The sequence below is a fragment of the Streptomyces sp. NPDC029152 genome (assembly GCF_055564355.1).
In genome coordinates, this window is sequence record NZ_JBVHWR010000017.1 from 44,242 (window position 1) to 70,304 (window position 26,063).

Below are 26,063 nucleotides of genomic sequence, written 5' to 3' on the forward strand. Positions count from 1 at the left end.
GCCGGGGCAGTAGCCGTTGAAGTGGTCCGGAGCGGCGTTCAGGTAGGCGGTGACGAGGTAGCAGCGCTCCGGGCCGGGCGCCGGGTTCCATCGAGGGCGGATCCCTAGCAGACCTCGTGGAACCGGGACCAATGGGTTGAGCGCGGCCCATCCCTTGCCATAGATTTTAAGTATGTTATGGGGGACGGATCCGCAGGCGGCAAACGCAATGGACCAGCGGATCGCCCTGGCCCACGAGTGGGACGAATTAGTGGCCCGTGTACGCCGGTTAGGACCGCAATTCGCCTCCTTCCTGGCATCGCCGCGCACACAGGACCTCGCCTCGGCGGTCGGTGACGGTACCGGTGTGCTGATCAACGTGGCCAGGGAAAGTCACGCTCTCTTGGTGACGGCGTCCGGAGTGACGGCCGTGCCTCTGCCCGGTCTGTCCGGCGAGGAGATCCTCGACCGCACTATGAGGCACCTGACGGGACTCCACCGGACAGACATGGCCGCTCAGCGGGTGCACCACACCCAGCAGCGGGTGCGGGTGCGCAGGGTGCCCGCCACCTACCAGGCTCACCACGCCGCGAAGATCGAGATGGGCGAGGCCCAGGCCGAGTTGGACGGGACCCTCGTACCGCAGCTCGCCTGGCTCTGGGACACCGTCGCTGAGCCGGTTCTCCGGGCGATGAACGCTTCCACGACAGTCGGCGCCGCGGCCAGACACAGGGTCTGGTGGTGTCCGACCGGACTGCTGTCCTTCCTCCCACTCCACGCGGCCGGGCACCATGATGGGAGCGGGCGTACGGTCCTGGATCGCACCGTCTCCTCCTACGTTCCGACTCTCCGGGCGCTGGCCCGGGCCACCCGTTCGCCGGAACCGGAGCCGGTGGAGACCGACAAGCTGCTGGTGGTGGCCGTTCAGGAGGCGGACGGCATGTCTTCCCTTCCACAGGTTGAGGAGGAACTTCAGTCGTTGGAAAACGCGTTCGGGTCCGACCGGCTGACCGTACTGGAAGGCCCGGATGCCACTCGGGAAGCGGTCCTCGGCCAACTGCCGAAGCACCGCTGGGCACACTTCAGTTGCCATGGCCGGCAGGACCCGCTCGCCCCCTCCAACGGGGGACTTCTCCTCACCGACGGGATCTTGGGCATCAGGGAACTCGGCGGCCGTTCCTACAGTGGTGACTTCGCTTTCCTGTCCGCCTGTATGACGGCTTCCGGTGGACTTCTGCTCAGTGACGAGGCCATCACCATTGGGGCCGCGCTGCACTACTCCGGCTTCCGGCGTGTGGTGGCCACCCTGTGGTCGATTGATGCGGACATGGCCACCCGGCTCACGCGTGACGTGTTCGGAGCGCTGACACGGAGCGGACTGTTCCGCCCGCAGGATTCCGCGACCGCCGTCACGGAGGCTGTGATCGGACTGAGGAACGTGAACCCCGAACGCCCCAGCCGGTGGGCGGCGTTCACCCACATCGGCCCCTGACCCCCCCGACGTCACATCACAGGAGGGCTTTGATGTCACTCGTACCGTACGAAGAGATCCACCAGGACGAGTACGCGGAGGAAGCGGCACAGCGATTCACCTTCGCCCAGCTCAAAAGCGGCACTGCCGAACTTCACGGCCCGTGCCCGCGTTGCGGTCACACCATCCGGGTTCCCGTGGTCGACGGGGTCTACAAGAGCTTTTGGCCGCGCCGCCGGAGCAGCGTCGGGCCGGCTCCGCGCCCTAGAAACGTCCGCGAGGAAGACGTCATCTGCACCTGCGAGGAGGAGCATCCCGGGCGGCAGGAAGGCCAGTTCGGTTGTGGCGCCTACTGGTCCTTGGAAATCACCACGTCATGAACGTGCCCATTCGTCCAGGCCGCCCCATGGACGCGTCCGACGCAGCCCGTGCTCGGGAGCACCATCAAGCCCTGCGGGCGGAACTCCCCCTTGTGCGCGAGGCCGCCCACTCCTGGCGGATCGGTCTCGGCGGCCTGCTCCTCGCGCTTGTCGGCTTCAGCCTGATCCGGGGCCCCAGTGAGGTCGACAAGGTGGAGTCGCCCTGGAACGTCGTCATCGGCTGCCTGCTGCTCGTCTCCCTGGCCACCGGCGCACACGGCGCCTACCGCCTGCTGAGCGCCCACAACGGCAGGCCCCGGACCCGTCCGATCGACCGCCGAATCTCCGCGTCCACCCAAAATCACCTGCTGGCATTGACGGCCGTGAAGGACCTGCGTCACGGGATCACCGCGACGTTTCTCTGCACGGTGTTCCTCGTCGCCGCCGTGGGCACCACCTGGTACGGGCCGGAGAAGGCGAGGCCGAAGCTGCTGGTGCGCACCACGACAGGCGCTGTGCTGTGCGGTGACGGGGCGACCGGTGACGGGACTCGCCTCACTCTGAAGACAAAGCCGGGGCGGGTCGGTATCCCCCTCTCAGATGTCCTGGTCGTCGAGACGGTGGAGAAATGCCCGTGAAGCCGCGCTCCGGTGACCAAGACGACGCGGACGCGCACGAGGAGAGGTTCTCCTTCGTGGAGAACCCGGACAAGGCCCGACTGTCGGACCTCGACACCGCGATCGAGAATAACGAGGCACACCTCGCCGCCCACCCCGACTGCCCCCATCGATGGCTCTACCAGGCCGAGACAGGCAACCTCCGCGCCGCCCGCGGCAAGCGGACGGAGAGCCGGAGTGACCTGGTCAGGGCCGTGGAGCTGTTGAGGGCGGCGGCAGCCGACCCGCGGACTGCGCCCGATGTCCGTGGCAACTTCCTCTTCAACCTCGGCAACCTGCTCACCAACGGAGAGCTCGCCGAGTCGTTCGGCAACCTGAGCGAGGGAGTCGGCGCCTACCGGCAGGCACTCGAACTGCTGACCGGCGAGGAGCGCCTCGCCTGTGCATCCAACATGCTGCCGGAACTGCTGGCCGTCGCCGACCGCTCGGGTCGTCCCGAGCCGCGCGAGGAGGCCCGGGGCCTCGCCCTCCGCTTTCTGGACGAGGCCGCCACCCACCCTATTGCGGAGATCAGCGTCTGGAACACGCTGATCAAATGCCTCCGCTCACAGGCGGTCACAACGGGCTTGCATTTCTCCGTGATCGCCAAGGCGGAGGCACTTGCCCACCAGCCCGCGTCCGACAGCGTCCGCGGGCTGCGGTACCACCGGCTGGGGCAACTGCTGAACGACGCCTGGGATCAAAACCGGGAGCGACGCTTGTTGACGCAGTCGATCGAGGCGTACCGACAGGCTGCCGCGCTGCGCCCCACCGAGGGCACGTCGGTGGCCAACCTGGCACTCGCCCTCAGGGAGGCCGGCACGCTCGACGGGGATCCGGAACTCCTCGAGGAGGCCGTTGCCTTCGGTCTTACAGCTCTAGAACTCACTCCCGAGGAATCTGACGATCATGTGTCGATGCGTGGTGATCTAGCCACCAGCCTCTTCCACCTGAGTGATTTCCGGGACCAAGAGGACAACCTCCGTGCCGCTCTGGATCAGACCACTGAGGTCATCGAGTACGGGAGGCGCACAGGGAACTTCAAACTGCTGCGGACCTTCCTCCCGAATCTGGCGATGGTGCGGCTGCGGCTGGGGATGGTGACCGACGACCAGGGCCTGAAGACCGAGGCCCTTGACGCGTACCGTGAAGCGCTGGCGCTTCCTCTGTCGTCGCGAGCTCGCGCCATGTTACTCGTCAATTATGGTTCTGTTCTTGCCCAGTTGGCCGAGCTTGACGACCGTCCGGCCGTCAAGCTCCGTCAGACCAACCAGGCCATGGCCGAAGCTCTTTCCCTGCTGCCGGACGACGAACCGCAGCTGGGCGAGTTCCTGCACGCCTACGCGATCAACGTGCTCGCGCTGACGAGGCACGACGACACGGCGACAGCCCGCGACACGGCCCTCGCCGCATGGGAACGCATCCTTGCCCGAGCCACGTCGTGCTCCTTTCCCGAACCGGCCTACCTCTGTCGGGAACTTCTAGCGATCAACTACTGGTATCGCTACGACCACGGGACGGATGTGGGAGACCTCGCACGAGCCATCGATCACGGTGAACAGGTACTGCGCGGCCCACGGAAGGGCTTTGAAGCCGACCTGCTGCTGCTCACCGCCCACGCGGTCACCGAGGCCTACCGTCTGCGCGCATTGGTCAGCCACGATCCCGCCGACTTCGAGCACGCCATCTCATCGGCGGTTGAGGCACTGGAGCGTCCGGACGTTCCCCCGCGCAAGCGTCAGAGCTTCCTGACCGTCCTGTCCGCCATCCATAACGACCGCTTCAACGTCTTCAGTTGGTCCTCCGATCTCGACGAGGCGCTGAATTACGCCCAGCAGGCGGTCGCCGTTCCCGTCCCAACGAGACCGGAGTCGGCCGCCCTTCAACAGTTGGCAGCCTGCCTCAGCCAGAAGTACCAGCAGAGCGGCGTGGTGGAGCACTTGGATCGGGCACTGAAGATCTGGCGTGCGGCTTGGTCGTCCATCCGCATGAGGCTTGGTGAGGAGGGCGGCGATCCGCCCGCCGGCTACGACGACTCCGATCTTTCCACCTTCTACAACCTGGCGATCGCACTCGCCCAGCGCTACGACCGCCACAAGATTCCCTCGGATCTCGACGAGGCGCTAGACACGATGGCGATCGTTCTCCGCCACACGCGCGAGAACCACCCGCTGTGGCCGGACCGGTTGGCCGCCGCGGCGAACATGCTCCTCAGCCGCTGCTTACGCGACGACTCGCCCGGCGACCTCAACCAGGCCCTGTCCTACGCGGAACAGGCCGTGACCAGCGCCAATCCAGGATCACACTCTCACTTCAACGCTGTCGCCACCTTGCTCACCATCCATGCCGACGGCTGGAAGGGCCATGGTGGCGGCGTCTCTGGAGACGACGGCGACACCGGGCTCGACGCCGGGGAGCCCGGCAACGAGCTCCCCGGTGATCACACCGAGTCACTCGACCGGGCCATCGAGTTCGGTGTCCGACAAGCCGAGTCCGAGGAGCTTCCCCTCAGAAGCTGGATCCCCCTGGCGCACAACACCGCCGTGACGCTCTATAGGCGGTGGCGTGCCTCAGGAGACCACAAGGATCTGGACCGCTCCATCTCCCTCCTCCGGCAGGTGCTCCACCGGGCAGGACTCGAACGCCACCCTCTGTCGGCCCTGCTGTTGGGAGAGACGCTGCTCCACCACTCACTGACCGACGACGCGTCGTGCCCCCTCGACTCGTCGATTTCCGCCCCGGAGGCGCGGCGGGAGGCCGCTGCCGCCTTCCGTTCCCTGGCCACCTGTGCCTCCGCCTCCTCGGGCGTGCGTTTCCAGGCCGCCCGCAGATGGGTCACGGTCACCGGCCGCCCGGACGAGGAGACCCTGGCCGCCTGCCGGCAGTTGATGGAGTTGCTGCCGTTGGTCGCCTGGGTGGGAGCCCCCCGCACCGTTCGGGAGGCGGTCCTCGAGGACGAGTCGGTCCTAGCGCCCATGGCGGCCCAGGCCGCCCTGGAGGCGGGCCGGCCTGCCGACGCGGTGGAGTTCCTGGAACTGGGGAGAAATGTCCTCTGGTCCCAGAGCCTCGATCTGCGCACCGACCTCGCCGAGATCGAGGAGGCGGACCCGGGGCTCGCCGCCCGGCTCGACGCGGTCCGCCAGGCTCTGGACTCCTCCACGGCGGACGGTGAGACGGCGCACCTTCCGCCAGTGGCCGCACCTTCAGGGCTGGTTCCCTCAGATCCCGTCGACCCCGACTGGAGCGCGGTTATCCGGCAGGCGCAACAGATCTCGGCGAGTGGCGACCAGGACAGCCTGTACGACCTCCTCGGGCCGCTGACCAGCGCCGACGATCCCCGTGTCGCCGGTTACGCGGAGTTCGGCCGGGGCCTCGCCCTCATCGACCGCGGGGAACCGGAAGCCGCCCGTGAGGCACTCGTCCGTGCCGCCGAACACGACAGCCCCTTCGCCGCTACTGCGGCGAACACGCTGGGCGACCTGCTGATGGCGTCCCACGACTACGCGGGCGCCCGGGCCGCCTACGAACGGGCCCGCGACTTGAACGGCCAGGAGGAATCCGCGGCCGCGGCGCTGGGGCGGCTCGACGAGCTCGAAGCCGCGGAGACCCAGCTCGCCCCCGGACCGGCACGCCTCTTGGTTCTCGGTGACGTCCCGAAGCTCCTCGCCATGGCAGGTCACCTGTTGCAGGAAAGGAAGTTCTCCGAGTGCCGCCTCTTTCTGGAACGTGCCTTCCCGCGCATCCCCTCCGAGGACCAACCCGCGACGGCCCCGTTCCTGGCCCTGGTCCGCCAGCGGACCAGTGACGTCCCGGGGGCCCGCAGCGCCTGGGAACTCGCTCTCACCGCCGAGGACCCCGAGGCCGCCGCGCACGCCGCCCTGCGTCTCGGTGACCTCCTGATCTGCGAATACACGCTCGACGAGGCGCGCTCCGCCTATGCCCGCGCCCTGGGCTTCACTGGCACGGCCGACGAGGCCCGCGCTCGCCTCGCGGCCTTTACCATCCGCTCCTCCGCCGAGCCTTCCGGCTCCCAGGACGCCCCTCTGACGTTCGACTACGGGTACTGGCTGGCCCACCGCCGCCCCATGGAGGAGGCCCTTACCGTCCTGAACCAAGCCATCGAGGCAGGGTGCACCGATCCTCGCGCCCACTACTACCTCTACGACGTCACCAGACTTAGGGGGGAGCCCGAGCCTCAGTGGAGGAGGGACCGTCTCCACCGAGTGCTTGCCCTGTCCTCCGACACCAGTACGCCCTTGGCCCTCATCGCCAGGGCTCACCTGCGCGACCTCCGCGGAGATCAGGAGGGCACCGTCAGCATCCTCGACGAGGCCTACAGCGCCGCCGCCGCTCAGGGCGACGCGGAACTCGCCACCATCGCCGCCCTGACACAGGCCACGCACCACCGTGATCACGAACATTTCGACGACGCCCACGACGCCTACCAGCGGGGGATCCGCGCCGGTCACCCCCAGCTCTCCCTCGCCGCCGCCTTTGACCTGGCGGTCATGCTCGGTGAGATCGGCCGTGAGGAGGAGGCCCGCAGCATGTTCCGCCACCTCATGACCAGCGGGCACCCGGTCCAGGGCGGCTTGGCAGCCATGAACCTCGGCATGCGTCTGGGCAGAGCCGATGACATCGAGGGCGCAGTCGAGGTCTTCAAGTGGGCCGCCAACGGAGCTTGGGAGGAGTCAGCGGCCGACGCCAGGGACATCCTGGCGAAACTCTCCGCCGACTTCACCGACGTGCCAGCGGGCCGGAACCGCTGGCCGTTGTATTCGCGTTTCTCGCGTAGATGGGCACTGGTGCTCAGCGCCGCGCGGCGGAGATATAGAGCAGCGACAGTCCGGCGGGTACGAAAACCAGGCCGAAGGTGAGAGTGACGGAGTCGAGGACGTCTGTGGTGTGGGTGCGGACGGTGAACGGCCGAGAGGCGAAGACGCCGTACTTGACGACGGTGATGCGGGAGTCTGCGGCGGCGGCCTTGAGGCCCTGCAGCGTGGCGGTGGGGAAGCGGCCGACGACGCGGTCTCCGGGGCACAGGCGCGCGGCGCGGTCGATGCGTACGATGGTGGGGTCGATGCCTGAGGCGATCGGCTGCGGCTGGTCGCTGACGATGACGGGGCAGAAAGTAACGGCGTGGGTTGCCATAGGGGGGTCCTTTGTGGCAGTTACGGCGGAGGCCAGATTCCGGGCGGTACATGGGTGCGTTCATGCCGGGTGCCGGGCCTCACCAAGAGAGCGGGGAGCTGATCCGGCGGCCGGCGGCTCGACCGCACCCGGGATGCGGGAGCGCCCCTCCCGGCCAGTCCCCCCGGCACAGCACCAAGCCGCGCAAGCCTCGACCGAGCCCCTGCTGCGGGGGGGCGGCCGTGCCCGCGTCAGCGCTGTGCGCAGGCCGCGCTCCTGCCCCGGCCGGCTAGGGCCTGTTGCGAAAGTGCTGGTCGCAGCCATTCGTTGATGGCTGCGACCAGCACTTTCGCAACAGGCCCTAGACCTCTAACCTCCGCACTCGTCACCCCGATCCACCAAGCATCGGTATTGGTGAATCGGGAGGAGCACCTCCAGTTCGCTTGATCATTCTGCGCTGCCCACCGGATGTGGGGAGTGGTGGAAGTGAATCAGTACGGGCGGATCGCTCAGCGGCACTGGCAGGAGCACCGGCCGGGGAGCACTGCACCTGCTCGCCTCCTGGGCCGCGACACGGGAAGCCCTCGCCGGGCGTCCGGGCGAACGCTGAGCCCCCTCCGTCAACGCCTCGCCCCGGTGATCGCCGGGGTCGCACGGCTCGCCGGCCGCAGCGACCGGCCGGCTCAGGCCGGGCAGGCCGGTTCCGTCCCCGGAGCGGACGGATCGGTGGTGGGCGACCCGCCGGGGTCCGGGGACGGGCTCGCCGAGTCGGAGGGGCAGTCCTCCGGGGTGGAGGGTCCGGCGGTCGGCGTGGGCGGGTCGGTGGGGGTCGGTGTGGGCGAGGGGTCCGGTGACGTGGAGCCGGACGGGGAGGGAACCGGTGACGGGGAGGGGACGGGGCCCGTCGTGGACGGGGACGGCCGGGGCGACGGCGAGGCCGGCACCGGGTCCGAGGGGGACGGGGCGGGTGTGCTCGGATCTGGGCCGATGACGATGCCGCCGCCCTGACCGCCGCCCTGGTCTGCCGGTTTCGTCGCGGGGGTGTCGCCGCCCGCTCCGGGCGACCGGGGGATGACGCCCTTGCCGTCGGGCACGGTGTGCACGCCGCTGCGGTAGAAGTCCAGCCAGTGCCGGACCAGCTCGAGGTAGGAGCGCGAGTGGTTGTAGCTGAGGATCGCCCGGTCGAGGTCAGCGGCCCGGCGCAGGTCACGGTCCCCGGCGCACAGGTAGTGCCCGGCCGCGAGGGCCGCGTCGAAGACGTTGTTGGGGTCGCTGCGGCCGTCGCCGTTGCCGTCCGCGCCCCACCGCGCCCACGTCGACGGCAGGAACTGCATCGGCCCCACCGCCCGGTCGTACACGGTGTCGCCGTCGTGGACGCCGCCGTCGCTGTCCAGGATCAGGGCGAAGTTCCGGCCGTCGAGCGCCGGTCCCGTGATCCGGCCGAGCGTGGTGCCGTACCGGTCGACCGCACCGCCGCGCGCCTGTCCGGACTCCACCTTGCCGATGGCGGCGAGCAGTTGCCAGGGCAGCGCGCACCCCGGGTCCGTGCGGCCGACGGACGTCTCCGCGGCGCGGTAGGCGCGCAGCACGGTGCCCGGGATGCCGGACTCGGCCCGGGCCCGGACGACCTGCCCGGCGCGGGGCGGGACGTCGGGGCTGACCAGCGGCGGGAGTTCGGTGTGGTACGAGCCGTCGTCGGGCGGGGCGAGTTCGGCGTACGGGGGGTCCGGCGCCGGGGCCGGGGCCGGGCGGTCGTCGGCGGCCGGCCGGGCGTCCTGCCTGTGCGGGAGTCCGGGCCCCTGGGAGGCGGTGAGCGCCGCCACCGCGGTCACGGCGATGGCGGTGGCGCGCAGACCCTGCCGGGTCCGGACGGGCACACGACGGGCGCGGCGTTGGGGCATGGTCTGTCACTCCCTGGTGGTGAGACTCGTACGGGTTCAGCGGCCGAAGGTGTCGATGCCCGAGACGAGCCAACGGCCGTCGTGCCGCTCGACGTCGACGGCGAACATCGCCCCGGCGTAGGCGCCCTCGTCCTCGGCCTTCTTGTCGCCGGAGGTGCTGACGCTGCTCTGGTCGGCGTAGACCAGGACGCGGGCCAGGTCGCCGTCGACGCGCTCGACCGCGCTGTCGGTGACCGTGGTGGTGATCACCGCCTTCTGGTGGTCGGCCTGCTTGCGGATGTCGCCGAACAGGTCCCGGTGCTGGGCGACCGCGCGTCCCGTCAGCCATTGCCCGGCGGCCTTGTCGAAGGCGTCGGGGTGGGCGTGGTCGTACGAGAAGAGCGCGGCGACGGCCTTGGTGGACTGACCCTTGATCTCGCTGGTGCGGGCGGTGTCGGCGAGGGCGGTGTTGCGTGCCGCCGGGGTGTCGCGGAGGGCCTCCGCGCGGGCGTGCGCCCAGCCGGCGAAGCCGCCGAGGACCAGCGTCAGCAGGAAGAGGGCCACGAGGGTGCGGCGGGCCCCGGACGGGCGCGGGGTCGCGCCGTCCGGCCGGTCCGCGTCCTCGCCTTCCGGGGGCGGGCCGTTCCGGGCGACCGCCCGTTCGCCGGGGGGCGCGGTCCGGGTGCGGGCCGGCCGCGGCCGGCCGCGCGGTTCCCCGCGTCCCTGGCCGGCGTCCGTGTCGGCCGGGGGACGGAGGGCCACGCGGGCCTGGCGGCGGCGTGCGTTGTTCAGGTGGTGGCGGGTCGTCGGCATGGTGTGTCGTCCTCTCCTGCGGCCGGTCAGCCGGCCGGTGTGCCGCCGACCGGGGCCTGGCCCAGGGCGCTGAGCTTCCAGTGGCCGTCGGTGCGGGTCAGTTCGCCGAGCATGCGGCTGTCCTTGTCGGTGCTCGCGTCGCCGGGCGCCTTCACCGTCACCCGCAGGGCCACCAGCACCCGGGCGCGGCCGGCCCGGTCGTCGAGTTCGGTGAGCGCGCCGGAGAGCACCTTGGCCGTGGTCACGGTCCTGGCGATCTTCACCTGGGTGGCGAACTCGTCCCGTCCGGAGACCAGTTGCTCGTGCAGCTCGCCGGTGGTGGAGGACTCCCAGAGGTCCAGGCCGCGGTCGATGCTGCGGTGGTCGAGCGTGTTGAGGTTCTGGACGGCCTGTTCGCCGGCGGCGAGGGCCGCGTCGCGCTGTTCGGCGTAGCCCACGGAGTCGTCGTGGGCCGCGTCGTACCAGTCCCAGCCCGCCCAGGCGGCGAAGCCGCCCGCCGACAGGGCGAGGGCGAGGGCCGTGGCCGTCAGTGCGCGGACCCGGGCCGGTCCGCTGGTCCCGCGTTTCATGGTGTCCGCCTCTCCCCCGCGCCCGCTCAGCGGGTCTTGATGTCGACGATCCGCCACTGGTCCTTCTCCCATCGCGCGGTCACCGTGAGCTGGGCCGCGGCGGAGGTGGTGCCGCCCTTGCCGCGGTGCGAGATCTGGTCGAGGAAGACCAGCAACCGTGCGTTGTCGCCGTCGAGTTCGATCACTCCGGTGCGCACGGCCTGGGTGCTCAGGGTGACGCGCTGTTCGGCGAGGTCCGCGCGGATCCGGCCCATGAGTTCCGTGTACTGGCGTTCCGCCCGCCCCGCGAGGACGGACCGCGCCGCCCGCTCGGTGGATTCCAGGCCGTCCGGCGTGTACGAGAAGATCCGTGCGAGGGCGTTGCCGACGTCACCGGCGACGCGGGTGGTGGCCTCGGCGTCGGTCAGCGCGTGGTTCCCGGCGGACGGGGTCGACCTCAGCTGGTGGGCGCCGTAGAAGAAGAGGCTGCCGGCGAGGACGAGCAGCGCGGCGCCCGCCGCGGGGACGAGGCGCCTGACGAGGGCACGCGGGCGCCGGCCTCCGTGGGCCTGCGACAGTTCCTCCCGCGTGGTCTCCCCGCCCGGCCCGGCGTCCGCGTCGGCGTCGGTGCCGGCGTCCGCGTCGGTGCCGGACTCCGCGTCCGCGCTCCCGGACTCCACGTCCACGCTGTCGTGCTCCGCGGCCGCGCCCGGGGCGTCGACGTTCCCGTCGGCGGCCGTCGCGCTCTCCGTCCCGTCGCCCGGGCCGGTGGTGTGCCGGGACCGTCCGAGGTGCAGCAGCCGTGTCATCGGCTCTCGTCCTCCTCCGCCGTCCGCGCGAGCGGTACCGCGCTCAGTGCCTTGACCTTCCACTCCCCCGCGTCCGTGCGGGCCAGGACCGCCTCGAGGCGCTTGCGGTCGGTGGTCGGCGACTTCGATCCGGCGGGCGTGACGTCGACGCGTACGGTGGCGACGAGCTTGGCGGTGCCCGCGCGCGTGTCGAGGGCGGTGAGCGCGGCCTCCGTGACCGTGCCCCGTGCCGAAGCGCCCTGTTCGGGAGTGGTGCCGCCCAGTTCGTCCCGCAGCGGCCCGGTCGAGGCGGCACGCCATTCCTCGATGCCCGCCCGCGCCCGTTCCCGGGTCGAGGCGTCGAGGGTGTTGAGGACGGCGAGTCGCTCGCGCCCGTCGGCCAGCGCCTCGTCGCGTTCACGGGCGTAGGCGAGCGAGTCGTCGCCCCGTGCCTGGGCGTACGTCCACGCCCCGGTGCCGCAGAACGCCAGCGCCAGCGCCAGTCCCGCCCCGGTGAGGACGCGCGCGCGGCTCATCGGCCCGTCTCCGGGTCCGCGCCGAGCAGTCCCGGCAGGCCGTTCACCGCGGTGCCGCCCGTGTCCGGCAGGGCCAGCGCGCCCGGCAGGGGGGCGGCGGACTTCGACGGGGCCGGCCCGGCGGCGCCCGTGCTGCCCGAGGGCAGGGAGCCGGGCCTGGCCGGGTCGGGCACCGCGCCGCCCCGGGGCGCGTGGGCGGACCCCCGTACGTTGACGCCGCTCGCGGCCGGTGCCGTGCAGGAGGCGCCGGTGTTGAGGGCGGGGGCGGTACCGAGGTCCAGGCCGGTGCGGTACCGGGTGCCGCCGTAGCCGTCGGTGCAGGGCAGGGGCTGGAAGAAGGTGACGGCCAGGCCGAGTTTCATCGTTCCACCGTCGACGGCGGTGGCACCGGCCGAGACGGCCGCCGGGTACCTCACGAGCAGTTCCTCGATGCCGCGCTGCCGGGTGACGGCGACCTCGGAGGTGGTGAGCAGGTTGGCGAGGACCACGCCCAGGCTGGGGTCGAGGTCTCTCAGCAGCCCGCTGACCTGGGTGGCGGCGTCCGGCGTGACGGCGAGGAGCCGACGCAGGTCGGCGTCGGAGCCCTTGAGGGAGCGGGCGAGTTCCGTGGCGCCGTCGGCGAAGCCGCGGATGGCCTCCCCCTCCTCGGCCTGGGTGCGCAGCACGGTCTCTCCGTCGGTGAGCAGGCGGGTGGTGGAGGGCAGGTTGCGGTCGGCGGCCTCGATGAAGGCGCTGCCGTTGTCCAGCAGCGCCTCGAGGTCGTCGCCGTGCCCCTCGAAGGCCTTGCCGAACTCGTCGACGACCGTGCGCAGGTCCTGCAGCGGCACGGACCGGGTGAGGTTGTCGACGCTGGTGAGGACGTCGGTGACGGGCGCGGGCACTTCGGTGTCGGGCTCTTCGATCCGGGCGCCCTCGGCGAGGTAGGGACCGTCGTCGCTCTCGGGCCGCAGATCGATGTACTGCTCGCCGACCGCGGAGAGTCCGGCCACCACGGCTCGCGTGTCGGCGGGGATGCGGGGGGCGGACTTCTTGATGCGCAGCTCCGCCACGACTCCGTCCGTGGTGAGCCCGATCGGGCCGACCCGGCCCACCGACACGCCCCGGTAGGTGACGTCGGAGTGGGTGAACAGACCTCCGGTGCGTGGGAGTTCCACCTTCACGGTGTAGTAGTCGGCGATGCCGACGTACCGGCCGAGGTCGGCGTATCGGATGCCGAGGAAGGCGAGGACGAGTACGGCGATGACGAGGAATGCGAGGTTCTTCAGGCGTACGGCGAGGGTGATCATCCCTGCGTGCCTCCGTCCCCGGGGTTGCCGGTGGGTGCCGATACCGAGGGCAGGGGCAGCGGTGCCGACGGGGAGGGCGCGGCGCCGGTGCCGCCCGGCCGGATGCCCGCCCGCTTCCCGGGTGCGACGCCCCGCTCGCTCTGCGCCGTGGCGGTGGGCGAGGGGGTGGTGCTCTGGGGCACCAGGGGCGGGATGACCCGGGTGCCGGGGGTGGCGGTCATGTTCAGGTACACGTTGAGGTAGTCGCCCTTGACGCCGTTGAGCACCTCGTCGGTGAACGGGTAGGTGAGCAGGACCTGGAGGGAGTCGGGCAGGTCGGTCCCCGCGTCGGCGAGGGCCTTGAGGGTGGGGGCGATGGCCTTGAGGTCGGCGACCATGTCGTCCTTGCTCGCTTCGACGGTGGAGACGGCGACCCCGGACAGCGTGTCCAGGGAGCGCAGCATGGTCAGCAGTGAGCCGCGCTGTTCGTGCAGGGTCTTCAGGCCGGGCGAGAGGTCGGTCAGGACGGTGCGGACGTCGTCCTTGCGGCCGGCGAGGGTCGCGGCGAGCCGGTTGACGCCGTCGAGGGCGTCGGTGATGTCGCCGCGGTGGTCGTCGAGGTTCGTCACGAGTTCCTCGACCCGTGTCAGCATGGAGCGGACCTCGGGTTCGCGTCCGCCGAGGGCCTTGTTGAGTTCCTGGGTGATGGTCTTGAGCTGGTTGACGCCGCCGCCGTTGAGCAGCAGGGACAGGGCGCCGAACACCTCCTCGACCTCGGTGTTGCGGCCGGTGCGGGCAAGCGGGATGACACCGCCGTCACCGAGCCGTTCCGTGCCGGCGGACTCGGCGGGCGCGACGAGCTGGACGTACTTCTCGCCGAGCAGGCCGGACTGCTCCAGGCGGGCGCCGGCGTCACGGGGCAGCCGGACGTCTCCGTTGATCTTCATGGTGACACGGGCGGACCACGCGTCGCCGTCCAGGCGGATGTCGGTGACCCGGCCGACGGCGACGTCGTTCACCTTGACCGCGGCCTGCGGCACCAGGCTGAGGGCGTCGTCCAGTTCGGCGGTCACGGTGTAGGGGTGGGAGCCGAGGTCGGCGCCGCCCGGCAGGGGCAGGTCCTCGATGCCGTCGAAGCGCGGGGCGGTGACGGAGAACGCGCCGAGGGCCAGCGCGAAGCCGAGGCCGAGGGCGAGGAGTCCGCCGATCCCGACGCCGGTGACGGCGCCGGTGGCGAGCACCCGCCGTCGTACCGTGCCGTGCGGGACCTCGACGCGGGGGGCCTCGGCGGTCTCCACCTGGTCCGGGGCCGTGGCGTCCACCGGGTCGGACGCCCTTCCCCGGCGTCGTACGACGCGCTTCACCGTTCCCCCTTCCCCGGGGCCGAGGCCGACGACGCGAAGCCGCCGGTCGCCGGCAGGGGCAGCAGCGGGCCGCCCGTGCTGATCTCGTTGAGGTTCGCGCGGCCGTCGATCATGCCGGTGCCGGGGTCGTAGGCGCCGACGAGGTTGTCCGCGGCGAGCGGTGCGACGTCCAGGGCCTCGGCCAGCGAGGTGCGCTGGCGGACGAGGGTCTGGGTGATCGGGACGAGCCGTTCGACGTTCTTCTTCAATTCGCCCCGGTTGTCCTTGATGAAGGTCTTCACCTGGCCGAGCGCGGTGCCGAGTTCCTCCAGCGCGCCCGCGAGGTCGTCCTTGTTGTCGGCGAAGTAGCCGACGACCGTGTCCAGTCGCTCCTGGGCGGTGCGTACGCCGGTGTCCTTGTCCTTGAGCATCGTGGTGAAGGTCTGGAGGCTGCTTAGGGTGGCGAACAGGTCGTCGCTCGACCCGTCGAGGGTCTTGGTGGCCTTGCCGAACTCCTCGATGCCCTCGCCGATGGCCTCGCCGTTGCCGTCGAGGTTGGCGGCGCCGGTCCTCAGCAGGTCGGACAGGGCCCCGTCCGCGTTGGCCCCGTCCGGCCCCAGTGCCTCGCCGAGGTCGGTGATCGAGGCGTAGAGCTGGTCGATCTCGACCGGGGTGCGGTTGCGGGAGGCGGGCAGCTCGGCGCCGTCGGCGAGGGCGGCCCCGGAGGTGTAGGCCGGGGTGAGCTGGACGTAGCGGTCGGCGACGATGCTGGGCGCGACCACCAGGGCCCGTGCCGAAGCGGGCACGCGTACGCCCTCGTCCAGCGCCAGTTCCACCCGCACCCGGGTGCCCTGGGGGTGGACCGACTCCACCTCGCCGACCCGGACGCCGAGGATGCGCAGGTCGGAGCCGGCGTAGATGCCGACGGCGCGGTCGAAGTAGGCCGTGATGCGGGTGCCGTCGGAGCCCAGGGCGCGCACCGTGGCGAGTCCGGCGGCGACCACGGCGAGCGCGATCGCGGCCGCGAGGAGTCTTCTGCGTCTGCTCATCACTCACCGTTCCCCTCGGCCGCCGCCGGCTGCTTGGGCGGCATGCACGACGTCTTGGGCTGGGACTGGGCGGGCAGGTAGTCGCGAGGCACCACCCCGCACAGATAGCTGTCGAACCAGCGGCCGTTGCCGAGGGTGTTGCCGACGAGCCGGTAGTAGGGGCCGACCAGGGCGAGCGTCCGGTCCAGCTGGGTGCTGTTCTCCTCCAGGACGGTGGTGACCCGGCCGAGCGCCTTCAGCGTGGGGCCGAGCTGCTTCTCGTTGTCGTCCACCAGGCCGGTCAGTTCGGTGCCGAGGTCGCGGCTGCCCTTCAGCAGGGCGGTGATGGCGTCCCGCCGGTCCTGGAGTTCGCCGAGCAGCGGCCCGGCGTCCTCGATGAGGGTCTCGAAGCTGGACTTCTTGTCCTTCAGCGTCTTGGTGAACCGGGCGCTGCCGCCGAGGAGTTCGGACAGTTCACGGTCGCGCTTGGAGACGGAGCGCGACAGGTCGGTCAGTCCGGTGGCGGCCTTGCGGACGTGCGGCGGCGAGTTCTCGAAGGTCTCCGAGATCGTCTCGAAGCTCTCGGCGAGCTGCCGGGTGTCGATGGCGTCGACGGTGGAACCGAGGTCCTGGAACGCCTGGGTGACGTCGTACGGCGAGGTGGTCCGGGTCCGCGGGATGCGGTCGCCGGGGTCCTGTTCCGCGGCGCCGAGCGGGTCGAGGGCCAGGTACTTGTCGCCGAGCAGGGTCTTGATGGCGATGGCGGCGGTGGTCCGGTCGCCGATCCAGACGTCCTCGACCTCGAAGGTGACCTTCACCCGGTCGCCGTCGAGCCGGACCGCGGTGACCTCGCCGACCTTGACGCCGGCCACGCGCACCTCGTCGCCCTCGTCCAGTCCCGCCGCCTCGGTGAAGTCGGCGCTGTAGGTGGTGCCGCCGCCGGTGAGGGAGATGCGGTCGGCGTTGTAGGCGAGGACGGTGAGCAGGGCCAGCAGGAGCAGGCCGACCAGGGCCACGGCGACCGGGTTGCGGTCCTTGACCGGCTTCAGGCGCGGCGGTCGGAGGCGGCGGCGCGCGGGAGCGGGGGTGTCGCGGTGCTCGGGCCGCAGCAGCAGGGTCATGCGCCGCACCTCGCTTCGGTGACCGCGATACCGGTCGGCGGCTTCGCGCCGGTGGAGGTCGTCACGCCGCCCACGCGGGCCTCGCAGAGGTAGAGGTTGAACCAGGAGCCGTAGGAGGACAGGCGGCCCAGGGCGGTCAGCTTGGCGGGGGTGCGGTCGAGGAAGTCCTCGATCTGCGGGGTGGCGTCGCCGAGGTTCCCGGAGAGCCGGCCCAGTTCGCGGACGTCCTGCTTCAGGGGCGCGCGGCCCTCTTCGAGGAGGTCGGCGGTCACGGTGGTCAGGTCGCCCATGGCGGCGACGGCCTTGCCCAGGGGCTTGCGGTCGCCGTTGAAGCCGGTGACGAGTTCCTGGAGGGTGTCCACGAGGTCGTCGAAGTCGGCCTCGCGGTCGTTGAGGGTGGTCAGGACCGTGTTGAGGTTCTTCACCACCTCGCCGATGACCTTGTCCTTGGCGGCGACCGTCGTGCTGACGGAGCCGATGTGCCGGACGAGGCTGTCGACGGTGCCGCCCTCGCCCTGGAGGACCTGCACGATGGAGCCGGCGAGTTCGTTGACGTCCTTCGGGGAGAGGCCCTCGAAGAGCGGCTTGAAGCCGTTGAAGAGCAGGGTCAGGTCGAGTGCGGGAGAGGTGCGTTCGAGCGGGATGGTCTCGCCGGCGTCGAGGGTGCCGGTGAGGTCGCCGCTGCCCCGGTCCAGGGCGATGTAGCGCTGCCCGACCATGTTGAGGTACTTCACGGCGGCGGTGGTCGACGCGGGCAGGGTGCGGTCGCCGCGGACGCTGAAGGTGACCTGGGCGGTGCGCCGGTCGACGACGCGGACGTCGGTGACCTCGCCGACCTCGACCCCGGAGATCCGTACGCTGTCGCCGTCGGTGACTCCGGTGGCGTCGGTGAACAGTGCCTTGTAGGAGAGGCTGTGGTCGCCGATGCCGGTGCCGGAGACGCTCAGCCCGAGGACGGTGGTGGCCAGCACGGTGACCACCAGGAAGGCGAGGGACTTCAGCACCGGGCCGGTCAGCGGACGGCGCCGGGTGTGGCTGGTGCTCCGGGGGGTCATCGCAGGGTCACCTCCGTGCCGCGCAGTGCCGGTCCCGCGAGGAGGCTGCTCCACTCGGGGAGGTCGGCGGGGGCCTTGCCGGTGGCGGGCGCGAGGAGTTCGTTGACGAGGTCGTTCTCCTGCGGGGAGTTGGCCGGGCCGAGGTCCTGACCGGCCGCCGCAGGTACCTGTACGGCCGGTTTCGCCAAGACGCCGAGGTAGGGCACGGGGTAGCAGCGGGGGCCGCCGCCGGCGCCGTAGGAGGGGGTGTCGCTGCCGGGGCGGTAGGCGCCGCGGGAGGGCACGGTGGTGACGTCGACGCGCAGGCCGGGCCGGTCGGTGCCCTTGCCCAGGGCCCTGTCCATGGCCGGGACGAAGTCGGCGAGGGTCCGCAGGGTGCAGGGGAAGGCCGAGGAGTACTCGGCGAGCAGTTCCAGGGTGGGCCTGGAGGAGGCGGAGAGGCGGATGATGTTGTCCTTGTTCTGCCTCAGGAAGGCGGTCACGTCCTCGGCCGTCGCGGTGGTGGCGCCGAGGGTGCCGGCCAGCTCGCTCTCCTTCTCGGCCAGGGTGCCGCTGGTGGTGGTGAAGTCGGTGAGGGCCGTGAGGATGTCGGGGGCGGCGTCGGCGTAGACGTGGCTCACCTTCACGAGCTCTTTCAGGTCGCGGTTGAGAGTGGGCAGTTGGGGGTTGAACTCGCGCAGGTGGGAGTCGAGGAGCGTGAGGGTCTCGCCGAGCCGGTCACCGCGTCCCTCCAGGGCCTGGGAGACGGCGGAGAGCGTGGCGGAGAGCTTCTGCGGCTGGACGGCGGTGAGCATGGGCAGCACGTTGTCCAGTACCTGCTGGAGTTCGACGGCGCTCGCGGAGCGGTCCTGCGGGATGACGGCACCGGCGGCCAGCGGCCGGGCGGAGGCCGACGCGGGCGGGACCAGGGCGACGAAGCGTTCGCCGAACAGGGTGGTGGGCAGCATCTGGGCGCGCACGTCGGCCGGTATGCGGTCGAGGGCGCCGGGCCGCAGGGCGAGGGTGAGCCGGGCGCCGTCGGCGGTGGTGTCGATCTCGCGCACCTCGCCGACGACGACGCCGCGCAGCTTCACCTCGGCGCCCAGGTGCATCTCGTTGCCGACGCTGCCGGTCTCCACGACCACGGGGGCGGAGTCGGTGAACTGCTTGTCGTAGACGGCGACCGCGAGCCACACCAGCAGGACCGGGACCACCAGGAAGGCCACTCCGGCGAGCCGGCGGCGCACCGTCGCGCCTCGTGCACCGTTCATGTCAGCCCGCCACCTTCACTGTCGTGGTGGCGCCCCACAGGGCCAGGGACAGGAAGAAGTCGGTGACGCTGATCAGCACGATGGCGTTGCGCACCGACCGGCCGACGGCCACGCCGACCCCCGCCGGGCCGCCGGAGGCGCGGTAGCCGTAGTAGCAGTGGGCGACGATCACCATCACGCTGAAGATCAGCACCTTCAGGACGGAGAGCAGCACGTCGGTGGGTGAGAGGAACAGGTTGAAGTAGTGGTCGTACGTGCCCCGCGACTGGCCGTTGAAGAGGACCGTGACGTAGCGGGAGGCCAGGTAGGAGGAGAGCAGCCCGATCGCGTAGAGAGGGATGATGGCGACGACGCCGGCGATGATGCGGGTGGTGACCAGGTAGGGCAGGGAGCGGATGCCCATGCCTTCGAGGGCGTCGACCTCCTCGTTGATGCGCATGGCGCCGAGCTGGGCGGTGAAGCCGGCGCCGACGGTCGCGGAGAGGGCGAGGCCGGCGACGAGCGGGGCGATCTCGCGGGTGTTGAAGTAGGCGGAGACGAAGCCGGTGAAGGCGGCGGTGCCGATCTGGTCGAGGGCCGCGTATCCCTGGAGGCCCACGACCGTCCCCGTGAACAGGGTCATCGCGATCATCACGCCGATGGTGCCCCCGACGACCCCGAGGCCGCCGGTGCCGAAGGCGACCTCGGCGAGCAGCCGCTGCACCTCTCTGAGGTAGCGGTGCAGGGTGCGCGGGATCCAGAGCAGGGAGCGCACGTAGAAAAGGAGTTGGTCGCCGGAGCGGTCGAGCCAGACGAGCGGGGAGGCCACGGACCTCAGCCTCCCTTCGGCGGAACGAGTTGGAGGTAGACGCCCGTCATCACCATGTTGACGAAGAAGAGCAGCAGGAAGGTGATGACGACGGACTGGTTGACGGCGTCGCCGACGCCCTTGGGGCCGCCGCGCGGGTTCAGGCCGCGGTAGGCGGCGACGATGCCCGCGATGAACCCGAAGACCAGGGCCTTGAGTTCGCTGATGTAGAGGTCGGGCAGCTGGGCGAGCGCGGAGAAGCTGGAGAGGTAGGCGCCGGGGGTGCCGTCCTGGAGGAAGACGTTGAAGACGTAGCCGCCGAGGATGCCGACCGCGGAGACCAGGCCGTTGAGCAGGACCGCGACGCCCATGGTGGCCAGGACGCGGGGCACCACCAGGCGCTGCACGGGCGAGACGCCCATGACCTCCATGGCGTCCAGCTCCTCGCGGATGGTGCGCGAGCCGAGGTCGGCGCAGATCGCGGAGCCGGCCGCGCCCGCGATCAGCAGGGCGACGATCAGCGGGCTGGCCTGCTGCACGACGGCCAGCACGCTGGCGCCGCCGGTGAAGGACTGGGCGCCGAGCTGCTGGGTGAGCGAGCCGACCTGGAGGGCGATCACGGCGCCGAACGGGATGGAGACGAGGGCCGCGGGCAGGATCGTGACGCTGGCGATGAACCAGAACTGCTCCACGAACTCCCGGAACTGGAAGGGCCGTCGGAAGATCGCGCGGGCCACCTCGGCGGCGAGCGCGAAGAGCCGGCCGGTCTGCCGCAGGGCACCGGTGATCATGTGCCGCTCCCGGCGGCCGGCATCGGCAGCGTCGTGGCCGTGGTGCCGTGAGCGCCCGGAGCTTCGGCGGCGCCCCCGGCGGGGTCGGCGGCGTAGGTGCGCTCGATGGCCGCGCGGGCGGCGGGCGGCAGCCGGTCGAGCATGCCCAGGACCCGCTCACGGCGCCGGATGACGGCGCGGCGCGGCGGCAGGCCGGGGGACGGTTCCAGTTGGGGGATGATTTCGCGCGGACCGTCCGCGCCCCGCGCTTTTGCGGCCTCGGCGGCGAGGGTGGCGGCGTCCTTCTCCTCCGACATCCCGATCGGTCCCTCGCGGCGGCCGGCCAGGAACTGCGCCACGACCGGCTCCTCGCTGGTGAGAAGCACCTCGCGCGGACCGAAGGTGACCAGTTCGCGCCGGAAGAGCATGCCCATGTTGTCGGGGACCGTGGCGGCGATGTCGAGGTTGTGGGTGACGATCAGCATCGTCGCGTCGATCTGCGCGTTCAGGTCGATCAGCAGTTGGGAGAGGTAGGCGGTGCGGACGGGGTCGAGACCCGAGTCGGGTTCGTCGCACAGGATGATCTGCGGGTCGAGCACGAGCGCGCGGGCGAGTCCGGCCCGCTTGCGCATGCCGCCGCTGATCTCCCCCGGCAGCTTGCCCTCGGCGCCCAGCAGTCCGACGACATCGATCCGCTCCATGACGATGCGGCGGATCTCCGACTCCTTCTTCCGGGTGTGTTCGCGCAACGGAAAAGCGATGTTGTCGAAGAGCGACATGGAACCGAATAGGGCGCCGTCCTGGAACATGAGGCCGAATTTTTTACGGGTCTCGTATATATCCCGTTCGGGGCTGTTCACCATGTCGACGCCGTCGATGAGGACGCGGCCGCGCTCCGGCTTCAGCAGTCCGATGAGCGACTTGAGGAAAACGGTCTTTCCGGTTCCGGACGGACCGAGCATGACACTGACCTCTCCCGCAGGGAGCGTGAGGCTCACGTCCTGCCAGATCTTCTGCCCGCCGAAGGACTTGGTGAGACCCTCGACCACCACTTCGATCCCCATATCACCTCCAAAGTGGGTGAGGCCGGTGCGCACCGGGGAGCGCACGTTAAGCCGGTGCACGGTTCGCTGACAACAACTGGTGCGCCGGACTCGGCCGGCCTCTCCGTTCTTTGTCACCGCGGAGACAAATCACGCCGTCGCCTTTGTCTGCCGGGTGCGGGGCAGGTCCGCGCGGCTCCCGGGGGGACGGGCTCCGCACGGTCCTGCCGACGGATGCCCGCACCTGAAGGAGGGCAAGGCCGGAAGTCATCCGTCGCGCCTCCGCGGCAGGGGGCCCACCACGAGATCAGCGCCGTGTCCGGCACGCTACGGCTGAGTAACCTGAGGGGGCAAGAGAAGGATCCGACTTTCCCGAGGGATTCGGTTCGGCCATCCCGACTTTGTCAGCGCGGCGACAAGTACCCGCCTCGCTCTTGTCATCAAGTGAGCAATACCCCGCCCGAACGGAGCCGGGGGAATGCCTCTCACCTGCCCGGAGCGGTCCGGCGCCGGCCCCGGCACGGATGCGTCCTTAGCAGCGGATGACTAAGCCGGACAGCGGACTGCTCACCTGGCGAACAGGTATTTCCACTTCTCCAAAGAATCATGGTCGGCTCCATTGTTCGCCTAAGTTTCCCGCGAGTAACGTCGTGGCTCGCGGTCGAGGATTTCCGAGCCGCGGACCGTCCGTTCACCCACTCCACAGGTACGGACGCGATCCCCCTCTGCCGGTCAATCCACAAGGGAGTCCCCAAGTCATGAAGAATCCTCTGACAAGAATTGCCGTCGTGGCGGGCGCGGGCGCCGCCGCCTTCGCCATGGCCGTCGCCCCCGCCTCGGCCGTCCCCTCCACGGTCTGGACCGTCACCCCGTCGCCGGCCAACTTCTCGGCGACCAACAGCGGGAACATCGTGCTGACCGCCAACATCCCGATGACGTGCACGACGTCCAGCGCGTCGGGCACGATGGCCAGCGCCACCGGCAACCCGGCGACGGTGGCCAGCATCAACGCCATCAACTTCGGTACCAGCACGTCGCCGTGCACCAGCGTCCTGGGCAACGTCACCACCATCGCGACCACGCCCTGGACCGTCGTCGCCCAGGACTACACCGCCTCCACCGGTGTGACCAAGGGCTACGTCGGCAACGTCAAGGCGAAGGTGACCGCGGGCGCCTGCGTGTTCAACGTGCAGGGCAAGGCAACCGCCACCTACACCAACTCGACCGGCATCCTCGCGGTCGCCAGCGTCAGCGGTGACCTGAGCGTCACCTCGGCCTCCGGCTGCGGCACCGTGGTCACCACCGCCACCAAGCCCACCTTCAAGGGCAACTACGCGGTCAAGGTCACGGGCACCACCACCATCCCGAAGATCGTCGGCTCCAACCCGTAACAGCGCGGCTCGCCGCCGCCCGGCCGGTGATCCCGGCCGGGCGTGGCGGGCCGCCCGCACGCGGCGGCCGCCGTCGGCCGTCCGGACCGTGGACCGACCCGAGCGGAGTGAGAGATGACAGCCCCCCGTACCGCCGTCCGGCGGACGGCCCGCAACCGCGCCCGCAGCGCGGCGATCGCCGCGTTCGTCGTGCTGGGCGCCACCGTGCCCGCGGCGGCCGGGGCGGCCGGTACGCACGAGGTCGTCGCCGCGCTGCCCTACGTGTGCCTGTTCCCCTCCGGCGAACAGGCCGCGACGGTGAGGGTCGAGGCTGCCCTCCCGGAACGCGTGGCCATCGGTGAACCGATCGAGCCGGCGGACGTGACCACGACCGTCGAGCTGCCGGAGCCGGCGGTGGCGGACCTGGCGGCACTGGGTGCGTCCGGCGTCCGGGCGGCGACCCGGCTCTCGGTCGGCGTCACCCAGGGCGAGGCCACCGCCGAAGCGACCTGGCGCGGCGGCACGGAACCCACGGCCCTGCCCGCGACCGGACCGCTGACACTGACCGCCACGGGCGACGTCCCCTCGGTGATCGGGCAGAGCGGGGGTCGACTGACCATGACCGCCGGGGACTTCGCCCTGGACCTGAGTCCGACCACCGCGGAGGGCGGCGCCACCGACCCCGCCGCGGTGACCGTCGACTGCACCCTCGCCGAAGGCGCCCCGGACGGGGGCCGGCTGGCCGGCGTCCTGGTCGGAACGGACGAGCCGGGCGGGGGAAGCGGCACGGACACGCCGAGCGAATCGCCGCCCGGAACGCCCTCCGCCTCCGGCACGCCGCGGCAGCCCGAGGAGGAACCGGCGAACCGGCAGGACGAGCGGGCCCCGAAGGTCGCGGATCCCGTGCCGGGCGGTGCCGCCGCCGGCCGGAACGCGCCGACCTGCAAGTACGACGAGAAGTACCCGGCCGGACCGATGTCGCTGAACGCGTACCTCACCGGCTACGCCAACGTGAACAAGCTCGACGGCGCCGCGCTGGTGCCCCCGTTCTGCACGCTGATCACCCAGGGCGAGCCCCAGTTCGAGTTCTTCCCGGACTTCAGCGGCGCCACCATCACCCAGCACTCCACCGCGGACCTGTACTACCAGCAGCGCAAGCAGACCCCGCCCTTCCAGGCGACCTTCCTGACCTTCGACTTCACCCCGACGACGGCCACGATGGTGCTGGAGCAGACGGGGCCGATGACCATCGACTCGCACGGCACCACCGACTTCGTGTTCACCAGCACGGACACCTACGTCCGGGCACCGGTCGTACTCCGGGTGACCTCCCTGAAGGTCAACGGCACCCCGCTGGACGTGGGGACGACGTGCCGGACGAAGACGTCCCTCGCCTCCCCGGACCCCGAGCCGGCGAAGTATCCCGGCGACCACCTGGTCCTGCACGGCCGGGGCGAACAGGCCACCGGCGAGCCCGCCACCGGCTACCTGCTGCTGTCCGGCGGCCCGCTGACCGGCGAGGTGAGCATCCCCGCCTTCACGGGCTGCGGCACCGCGGCCGGCGAGAACCTCGACCGCCTGCTCACGGCCTCGGTCTCCGGCCCCGGCAACTACGTCAAGCAGATCCAGGGCCAGGCCTGCTTCGTCTCGGCCGAGGTGCCCAACCCGGACGAGTGCACCCCCGACCTGCAACCCCTCAAGATCCCCGTAGCCGAACGCTGATCCCTCTCCGTCCGTTCCTCTCCCACCCCTGACCGGAAGGCCACATGATGCGGTTCTCCCTCGGCGCCAGAGTCGCCACCACCGCCACCGCTCTCGGCACCGCGCTGGGCGCCTTCGCCTCCATGGGCACCGCGACCGCGGCGACCGCCGTACCGAACGGCGAGTGGGCGCCCTTCACCCGCTGTCCCGTGGACGCCCCGGCGATGCTGGCCGCCGACGGCCTGACCCGCACCCCGCAGTGCGTGGTCTCCACCTCGGCGAGCGGCTCCATCAAGCTCGGCAACACCACCGTGACCACGGGCCGGACCAACCTGCAGATCGGGGTCATCCAGAACTCCGACGGGAGCAGCTCCGTGGTGGCCCCGGCCGGCGGCGCCCTCGTCGCCGACTCCGCGACCGTCCCGGGCGGACTGCTGGGGCTGATGTGCCCGAGCAGCATCCCCAGCATCACGGCGATCTGCGAGCAGCTCAACAACAGCTCCCTCAACAAGATCACGGCGACGGTGGAGTCCGTCGGCGCGCCCTACGACTTCGACCAGACCGCCGGCATCCTCACCGACCTGCCGATCGTCGCCATACCGGTCCGCATCCACCTGGAGAACCCGTTCCTCGGCAGCAAGTGCTACATCGGCACCGCCGCCAACCCCATCGTGCTGCGCCCGAGGAACCTGGAGTTCCCCGAGTTCGGCATGTCGTTCTTCCAGGGTGACGGAACGGTCGCCGACGACGGCGAGATGAGCCGCATCAACCTCACCGGTGCGACGCAGAACGACAGCACCTTCGCCGTGCCCGGCGCCAGCGGCTGCGGGCTGGGCCTGCTGGGGCTGATCGACGCGGCGGTCAACGCCAAGACCGGACTGCCCTCCGCCGCCGGGAAGAACAGCGTGACGCTCGGCAACAGCCAGACCCACCTCGCCGGTCTGAACGCCCCCGGCACCGTCGCTCCCGACGCGGGCAAGCGCCTCTCGCAGAACTGGCACTCGGCCGTCAACTAATGGCCGCGCGACGGCGATTCTCAGCCGTCTCGGCAGTCCTGTCCCGTCCCACAGCACCGAAATGTGCACGGACTGTGTACGTCCCATCGAACTTGATTTAGCTTCAGCAGCCCAGACACGCATCGCCTCATGTCCGGTCGTGCGCCTCCCTGTG

The 26,063-nt window shown here is 70.8% G+C and carries 22 protein-coding genes; 7 read left to right on the forward strand and 15 right to left on the reverse strand.

Annotated features, from left to right (window positions below):
* Window positions 1-208 precede the first annotated feature (208 nt).
* The 4 genes from ACZ4V6_RS29015 to ACZ4V6_RS29030 are packed head-to-tail and all read left to right on the forward strand — an operon-like array spanning window position 209 to window position 7,342.
* Complete coding sequence (locus ACZ4V6_RS29015; RefSeq protein WP_467833253.1) at window positions 209-1,471, forward strand: CHAT domain-containing protein; 1,263 nt, start codon at window positions 209-211, stop codon at window positions 1,469-1,471.
* A gap of 32 nt (window positions 1,472-1,503) precedes the next feature.
* A complete protein-coding gene (locus tag ACZ4V6_RS29020) occupies window positions 1,504-1,830 on the forward strand; it encodes a hypothetical protein (RefSeq protein WP_467833256.1) in 327 nt (108 codons plus the stop codon).
* Complete coding sequence (locus tag ACZ4V6_RS29025; RefSeq protein WP_467833259.1) at window positions 1,827-2,447, forward strand: hypothetical protein; 621 nt, start codon at window positions 1,827-1,829, stop codon at window positions 2,445-2,447. Before ACZ4V6_RS29020 ends, ACZ4V6_RS29025 begins: the two co-directional genes overlap by 4 nt.
* Window positions 2,444-7,342 (forward strand): tetratricopeptide repeat protein, encoded by a 4,899-nt coding sequence (locus ACZ4V6_RS29030; protein WP_467833261.1) that lies wholly within the window; start codon window positions 2,444-2,446, stop codon window positions 7,340-7,342. The genes ACZ4V6_RS29025 and ACZ4V6_RS29030 overlap by 4 nt, the downstream gene beginning before the upstream one ends.
* On the opposite strand, the gene ACZ4V6_RS29035 is transcribed toward ACZ4V6_RS29030, so the two are convergent.
* From ACZ4V6_RS29035 to ACZ4V6_RS29105, 15 genes are all read right to left on the reverse strand, one after another.
* Entirely contained in the window at window positions 7,275-7,616 is a 342-nt protein-coding gene (locus tag ACZ4V6_RS29035) for a hypothetical protein (protein ID WP_467833264.1), read from the reverse strand. The two genes, ACZ4V6_RS29030 and ACZ4V6_RS29035, sit on opposite strands and share 68 nt — an antisense overlap.
* Window positions 7,617-8,278: 662 nt before the next feature.
* Complete coding sequence (locus tag ACZ4V6_RS29040) at window positions 8,279-9,496, reverse strand: lytic transglycosylase domain-containing protein (protein ID WP_467833267.1); 1,218 nt, start codon at window positions 9,494-9,496, stop codon at window positions 8,279-8,281.
* A 36-nt stretch (window positions 9,497-9,532) separates the two neighbouring features.
* Window positions 9,533-10,288, reverse strand: coding sequence for a hypothetical protein (locus ACZ4V6_RS29045; protein ID WP_467833270.1), 756 nt, complete (start codon window positions 10,286-10,288; stop codon window positions 9,533-9,535).
* Window positions 10,289-10,314: 26 nt separating this feature from the next.
* Complete coding sequence (locus ACZ4V6_RS29050; RefSeq protein ID WP_467833272.1) at window positions 10,315-10,857, reverse strand: hypothetical protein; 543 nt, start codon at window positions 10,855-10,857, stop codon at window positions 10,315-10,317.
* Window positions 10,858-10,883: 26 nt separating this feature from the next.
* Window positions 10,884-11,645 (reverse strand): hypothetical protein, encoded by a 762-nt coding sequence (locus tag ACZ4V6_RS29055; RefSeq protein ID WP_467833275.1) that lies wholly within the window; start codon window positions 11,643-11,645, stop codon window positions 10,884-10,886.
* The gene (locus ACZ4V6_RS29060) at window positions 11,642-12,160 is read right to left on the reverse strand and encodes a hypothetical protein (RefSeq protein WP_467833277.1); all 519 of its coding nucleotides are present in this window, start codon (window positions 12,158-12,160) and stop codon (window positions 11,642-11,644) included. The genes ACZ4V6_RS29055 and ACZ4V6_RS29060 overlap by 4 nt, the downstream gene beginning before the upstream one ends.
* The gene (locus ACZ4V6_RS29065) at window positions 12,157-13,446 is read right to left on the reverse strand and encodes an MlaD family protein (protein WP_467833279.1); all 1,290 of its coding nucleotides are present in this window, start codon (window positions 13,444-13,446) and stop codon (window positions 12,157-12,159) included. The genes ACZ4V6_RS29060 and ACZ4V6_RS29065 overlap by 4 nt, the downstream gene beginning before the upstream one ends.
* A complete protein-coding gene (locus ACZ4V6_RS29070; RefSeq protein WP_467833401.1) occupies window positions 13,443-14,666 on the reverse strand; it encodes an MCE family protein in 1,224 nt (407 codons plus the stop codon). The genes ACZ4V6_RS29065 and ACZ4V6_RS29070 overlap by 4 nt, the downstream gene beginning before the upstream one ends.
* A gap of 119 nt (window positions 14,667-14,785) precedes the next feature.
* Window positions 14,786-15,817 carry an MCE family protein gene (locus ACZ4V6_RS29075; RefSeq protein WP_467833281.1) on the reverse strand — a complete coding sequence of 344 codons (1,032 nt, stop codon included), beginning with the start codon at window positions 15,815-15,817 and terminating at the stop codon, window positions 14,786-14,788.
* Window positions 15,817-16,917 (reverse strand): MCE family protein, encoded by a 1,101-nt coding sequence (locus ACZ4V6_RS29080; RefSeq protein ID WP_467833283.1) that lies wholly within the window; start codon window positions 16,915-16,917, stop codon window positions 15,817-15,819. Before ACZ4V6_RS29080 ends, ACZ4V6_RS29075 begins: the two co-directional genes overlap by 1 nt.
* Window positions 16,914-17,972, reverse strand: coding sequence for an MCE family protein (locus ACZ4V6_RS29085; RefSeq protein WP_467833285.1), 1,059 nt, complete (start codon window positions 17,970-17,972; stop codon window positions 16,914-16,916). Before ACZ4V6_RS29085 ends, ACZ4V6_RS29080 begins: the two co-directional genes overlap by 4 nt.
* On the reverse strand, window positions 17,969-19,222 hold the full coding sequence (locus ACZ4V6_RS29090) for an MCE family protein (protein ID WP_467833288.1): 1,254 nt from the start codon (window positions 19,220-19,222) through the stop codon (window positions 17,969-17,971). The genes ACZ4V6_RS29085 and ACZ4V6_RS29090 overlap by 4 nt, the downstream gene beginning before the upstream one ends.
* A gap of 1 nt (window position 19,223) precedes the next feature.
* On the reverse strand, window positions 19,224-20,030 hold the full coding sequence (locus tag ACZ4V6_RS29095; protein ID WP_386921641.1) for an MlaE family ABC transporter permease: 807 nt from the start codon (window positions 20,028-20,030) through the stop codon (window positions 19,224-19,226).
* A 5-nt stretch (window positions 20,031-20,035) separates the two neighbouring features.
* Window positions 20,036-20,800 carry an MlaE family ABC transporter permease gene (locus tag ACZ4V6_RS29100; RefSeq protein WP_467833291.1) on the reverse strand — a complete coding sequence of 255 codons (765 nt, stop codon included), beginning with the start codon at window positions 20,798-20,800 and terminating at the stop codon, window positions 20,036-20,038.
* On the reverse strand, window positions 20,797-21,843 hold the full coding sequence (locus tag ACZ4V6_RS29105) for an ABC transporter ATP-binding protein (RefSeq protein ID WP_467833294.1): 1,047 nt from the start codon (window positions 21,841-21,843) through the stop codon (window positions 20,797-20,799). Before ACZ4V6_RS29105 ends, ACZ4V6_RS29100 begins: the two co-directional genes overlap by 4 nt.
* Window positions 21,844-22,580: 737 nt before the next feature.
* Between ACZ4V6_RS29105 and ACZ4V6_RS29110 the strand changes: the two genes are divergently transcribed.
* The 3 genes from ACZ4V6_RS29110 to ACZ4V6_RS29120 all read left to right on the forward strand — a co-directional run bounded on the left by ACZ4V6_RS29110 (window position 22,581) and on the right by ACZ4V6_RS29120 (window position 25,909).
* Complete coding sequence (locus ACZ4V6_RS29110; RefSeq protein WP_467833297.1) at window positions 22,581-23,213, forward strand: hypothetical protein; 633 nt, start codon at window positions 22,581-22,583, stop codon at window positions 23,211-23,213.
* A gap of 114 nt (window positions 23,214-23,327) precedes the next feature.
* The gene (locus ACZ4V6_RS29115; RefSeq protein WP_467833299.1) at window positions 23,328-24,914 is read left to right on the forward strand and encodes a DUF6801 domain-containing protein; all 1,587 of its coding nucleotides are present in this window, start codon (window positions 23,328-23,330) and stop codon (window positions 24,912-24,914) included.
* A 44-nt stretch (window positions 24,915-24,958) separates the two neighbouring features.
* Window positions 24,959-25,909: a hypothetical protein gene (locus ACZ4V6_RS29120; protein ID WP_467833302.1), complete on the forward strand. Its 951-nt coding sequence runs from the start codon at window positions 24,959-24,961 to the stop codon at window positions 25,907-25,909.
* The last annotated feature ends 154 nt before the right edge of the window (window positions 25,910-26,063 follow it).

Coding starts and splice junctions, on each gene's coding strand:
- ACZ4V6_RS29015 (WP_467833253.1), top strand. CDS start 209: ATGGACCAGCGGATCGCCCTGGCCCACGAGTGGGACGAATTAGTGGCC.
- ACZ4V6_RS29020 (WP_467833256.1), top strand. CDS start 1,504: ATGTCACTCGTACCGTACGAAGAGATCCACCAGGACGAGTACGCGGAG.
- ACZ4V6_RS29025 (WP_467833259.1), top strand. CDS start 1,827: ATGAACGTGCCCATTCGTCCAGGCCGCCCCATGGACGCGTCCGACGCA.
- ACZ4V6_RS29035 (WP_467833264.1), bottom strand. CDS start 7,616: ATGGCAACCCACGCCGTTACTTTCTGCCCCGTCATCGTCAGCGACCAG.
- ACZ4V6_RS29040 (WP_467833267.1), bottom strand. CDS start 9,496: ATGCCCCAACGCCGCGCCCGTCGTGTGCCCGTCCGGACCCGGCAGGGT.
- ACZ4V6_RS29045 (WP_467833270.1), bottom strand. CDS start 10,288: ATGCCGACGACCCGCCACCACCTGAACAACGCACGCCGCCGCCAGGCC.
- ACZ4V6_RS29050 (WP_467833272.1), bottom strand. CDS start 10,857: ATGAAACGCGGGACCAGCGGACCGGCCCGGGTCCGCGCACTGACGGCC.
- ACZ4V6_RS29055 (WP_467833275.1), bottom strand. CDS start 11,645: ATGACACGGCTGCTGCACCTCGGACGGTCCCGGCACACCACCGGCCCG.
- ACZ4V6_RS29060 (WP_467833277.1), bottom strand. CDS start 12,160: ATGAGCCGCGCGCGCGTCCTCACCGGGGCGGGACTGGCGCTGGCGCTG.
- ACZ4V6_RS29065 (WP_467833279.1), bottom strand. CDS start 13,446: ATGATCACCCTCGCCGTACGCCTGAAGAACCTCGCATTCCTCGTCATC.
- ACZ4V6_RS29075 (WP_467833281.1), bottom strand. CDS start 15,817: ATGAGCAGACGCAGAAGACTCCTCGCGGCCGCGATCGCGCTCGCCGTG.
- ACZ4V6_RS29080 (WP_467833283.1), bottom strand. CDS start 16,917: ATGACCCTGCTGCTGCGGCCCGAGCACCGCGACACCCCCGCTCCCGCG.
- ACZ4V6_RS29085 (WP_467833285.1), bottom strand. CDS start 17,972: ATGACCCCCCGGAGCACCAGCCACACCCGGCGCCGTCCGCTGACCGGC.
- ACZ4V6_RS29090 (WP_467833288.1), bottom strand. CDS start 19,222: ATGAACGGTGCACGAGGCGCGACGGTGCGCCGCCGGCTCGCCGGAGTG.
- ACZ4V6_RS29100 (WP_467833291.1), bottom strand. CDS start 20,800: ATGATCACCGGTGCCCTGCGGCAGACCGGCCGGCTCTTCGCGCTCGCC.
- ACZ4V6_RS29105 (WP_467833294.1), bottom strand. CDS start 21,843: ATGGGGATCGAAGTGGTGGTCGAGGGTCTCACCAAGTCCTTCGGCGGG.
- ACZ4V6_RS29110 (WP_467833297.1), top strand. CDS start 22,581: ATGAAGAATCCTCTGACAAGAATTGCCGTCGTGGCGGGCGCGGGCGCC.
- ACZ4V6_RS29115 (WP_467833299.1), top strand. CDS start 23,328: ATGACAGCCCCCCGTACCGCCGTCCGGCGGACGGCCCGCAACCGCGCC.
- ACZ4V6_RS29120 (WP_467833302.1), top strand. CDS start 24,959: ATGATGCGGTTCTCCCTCGGCGCCAGAGTCGCCACCACCGCCACCGCT.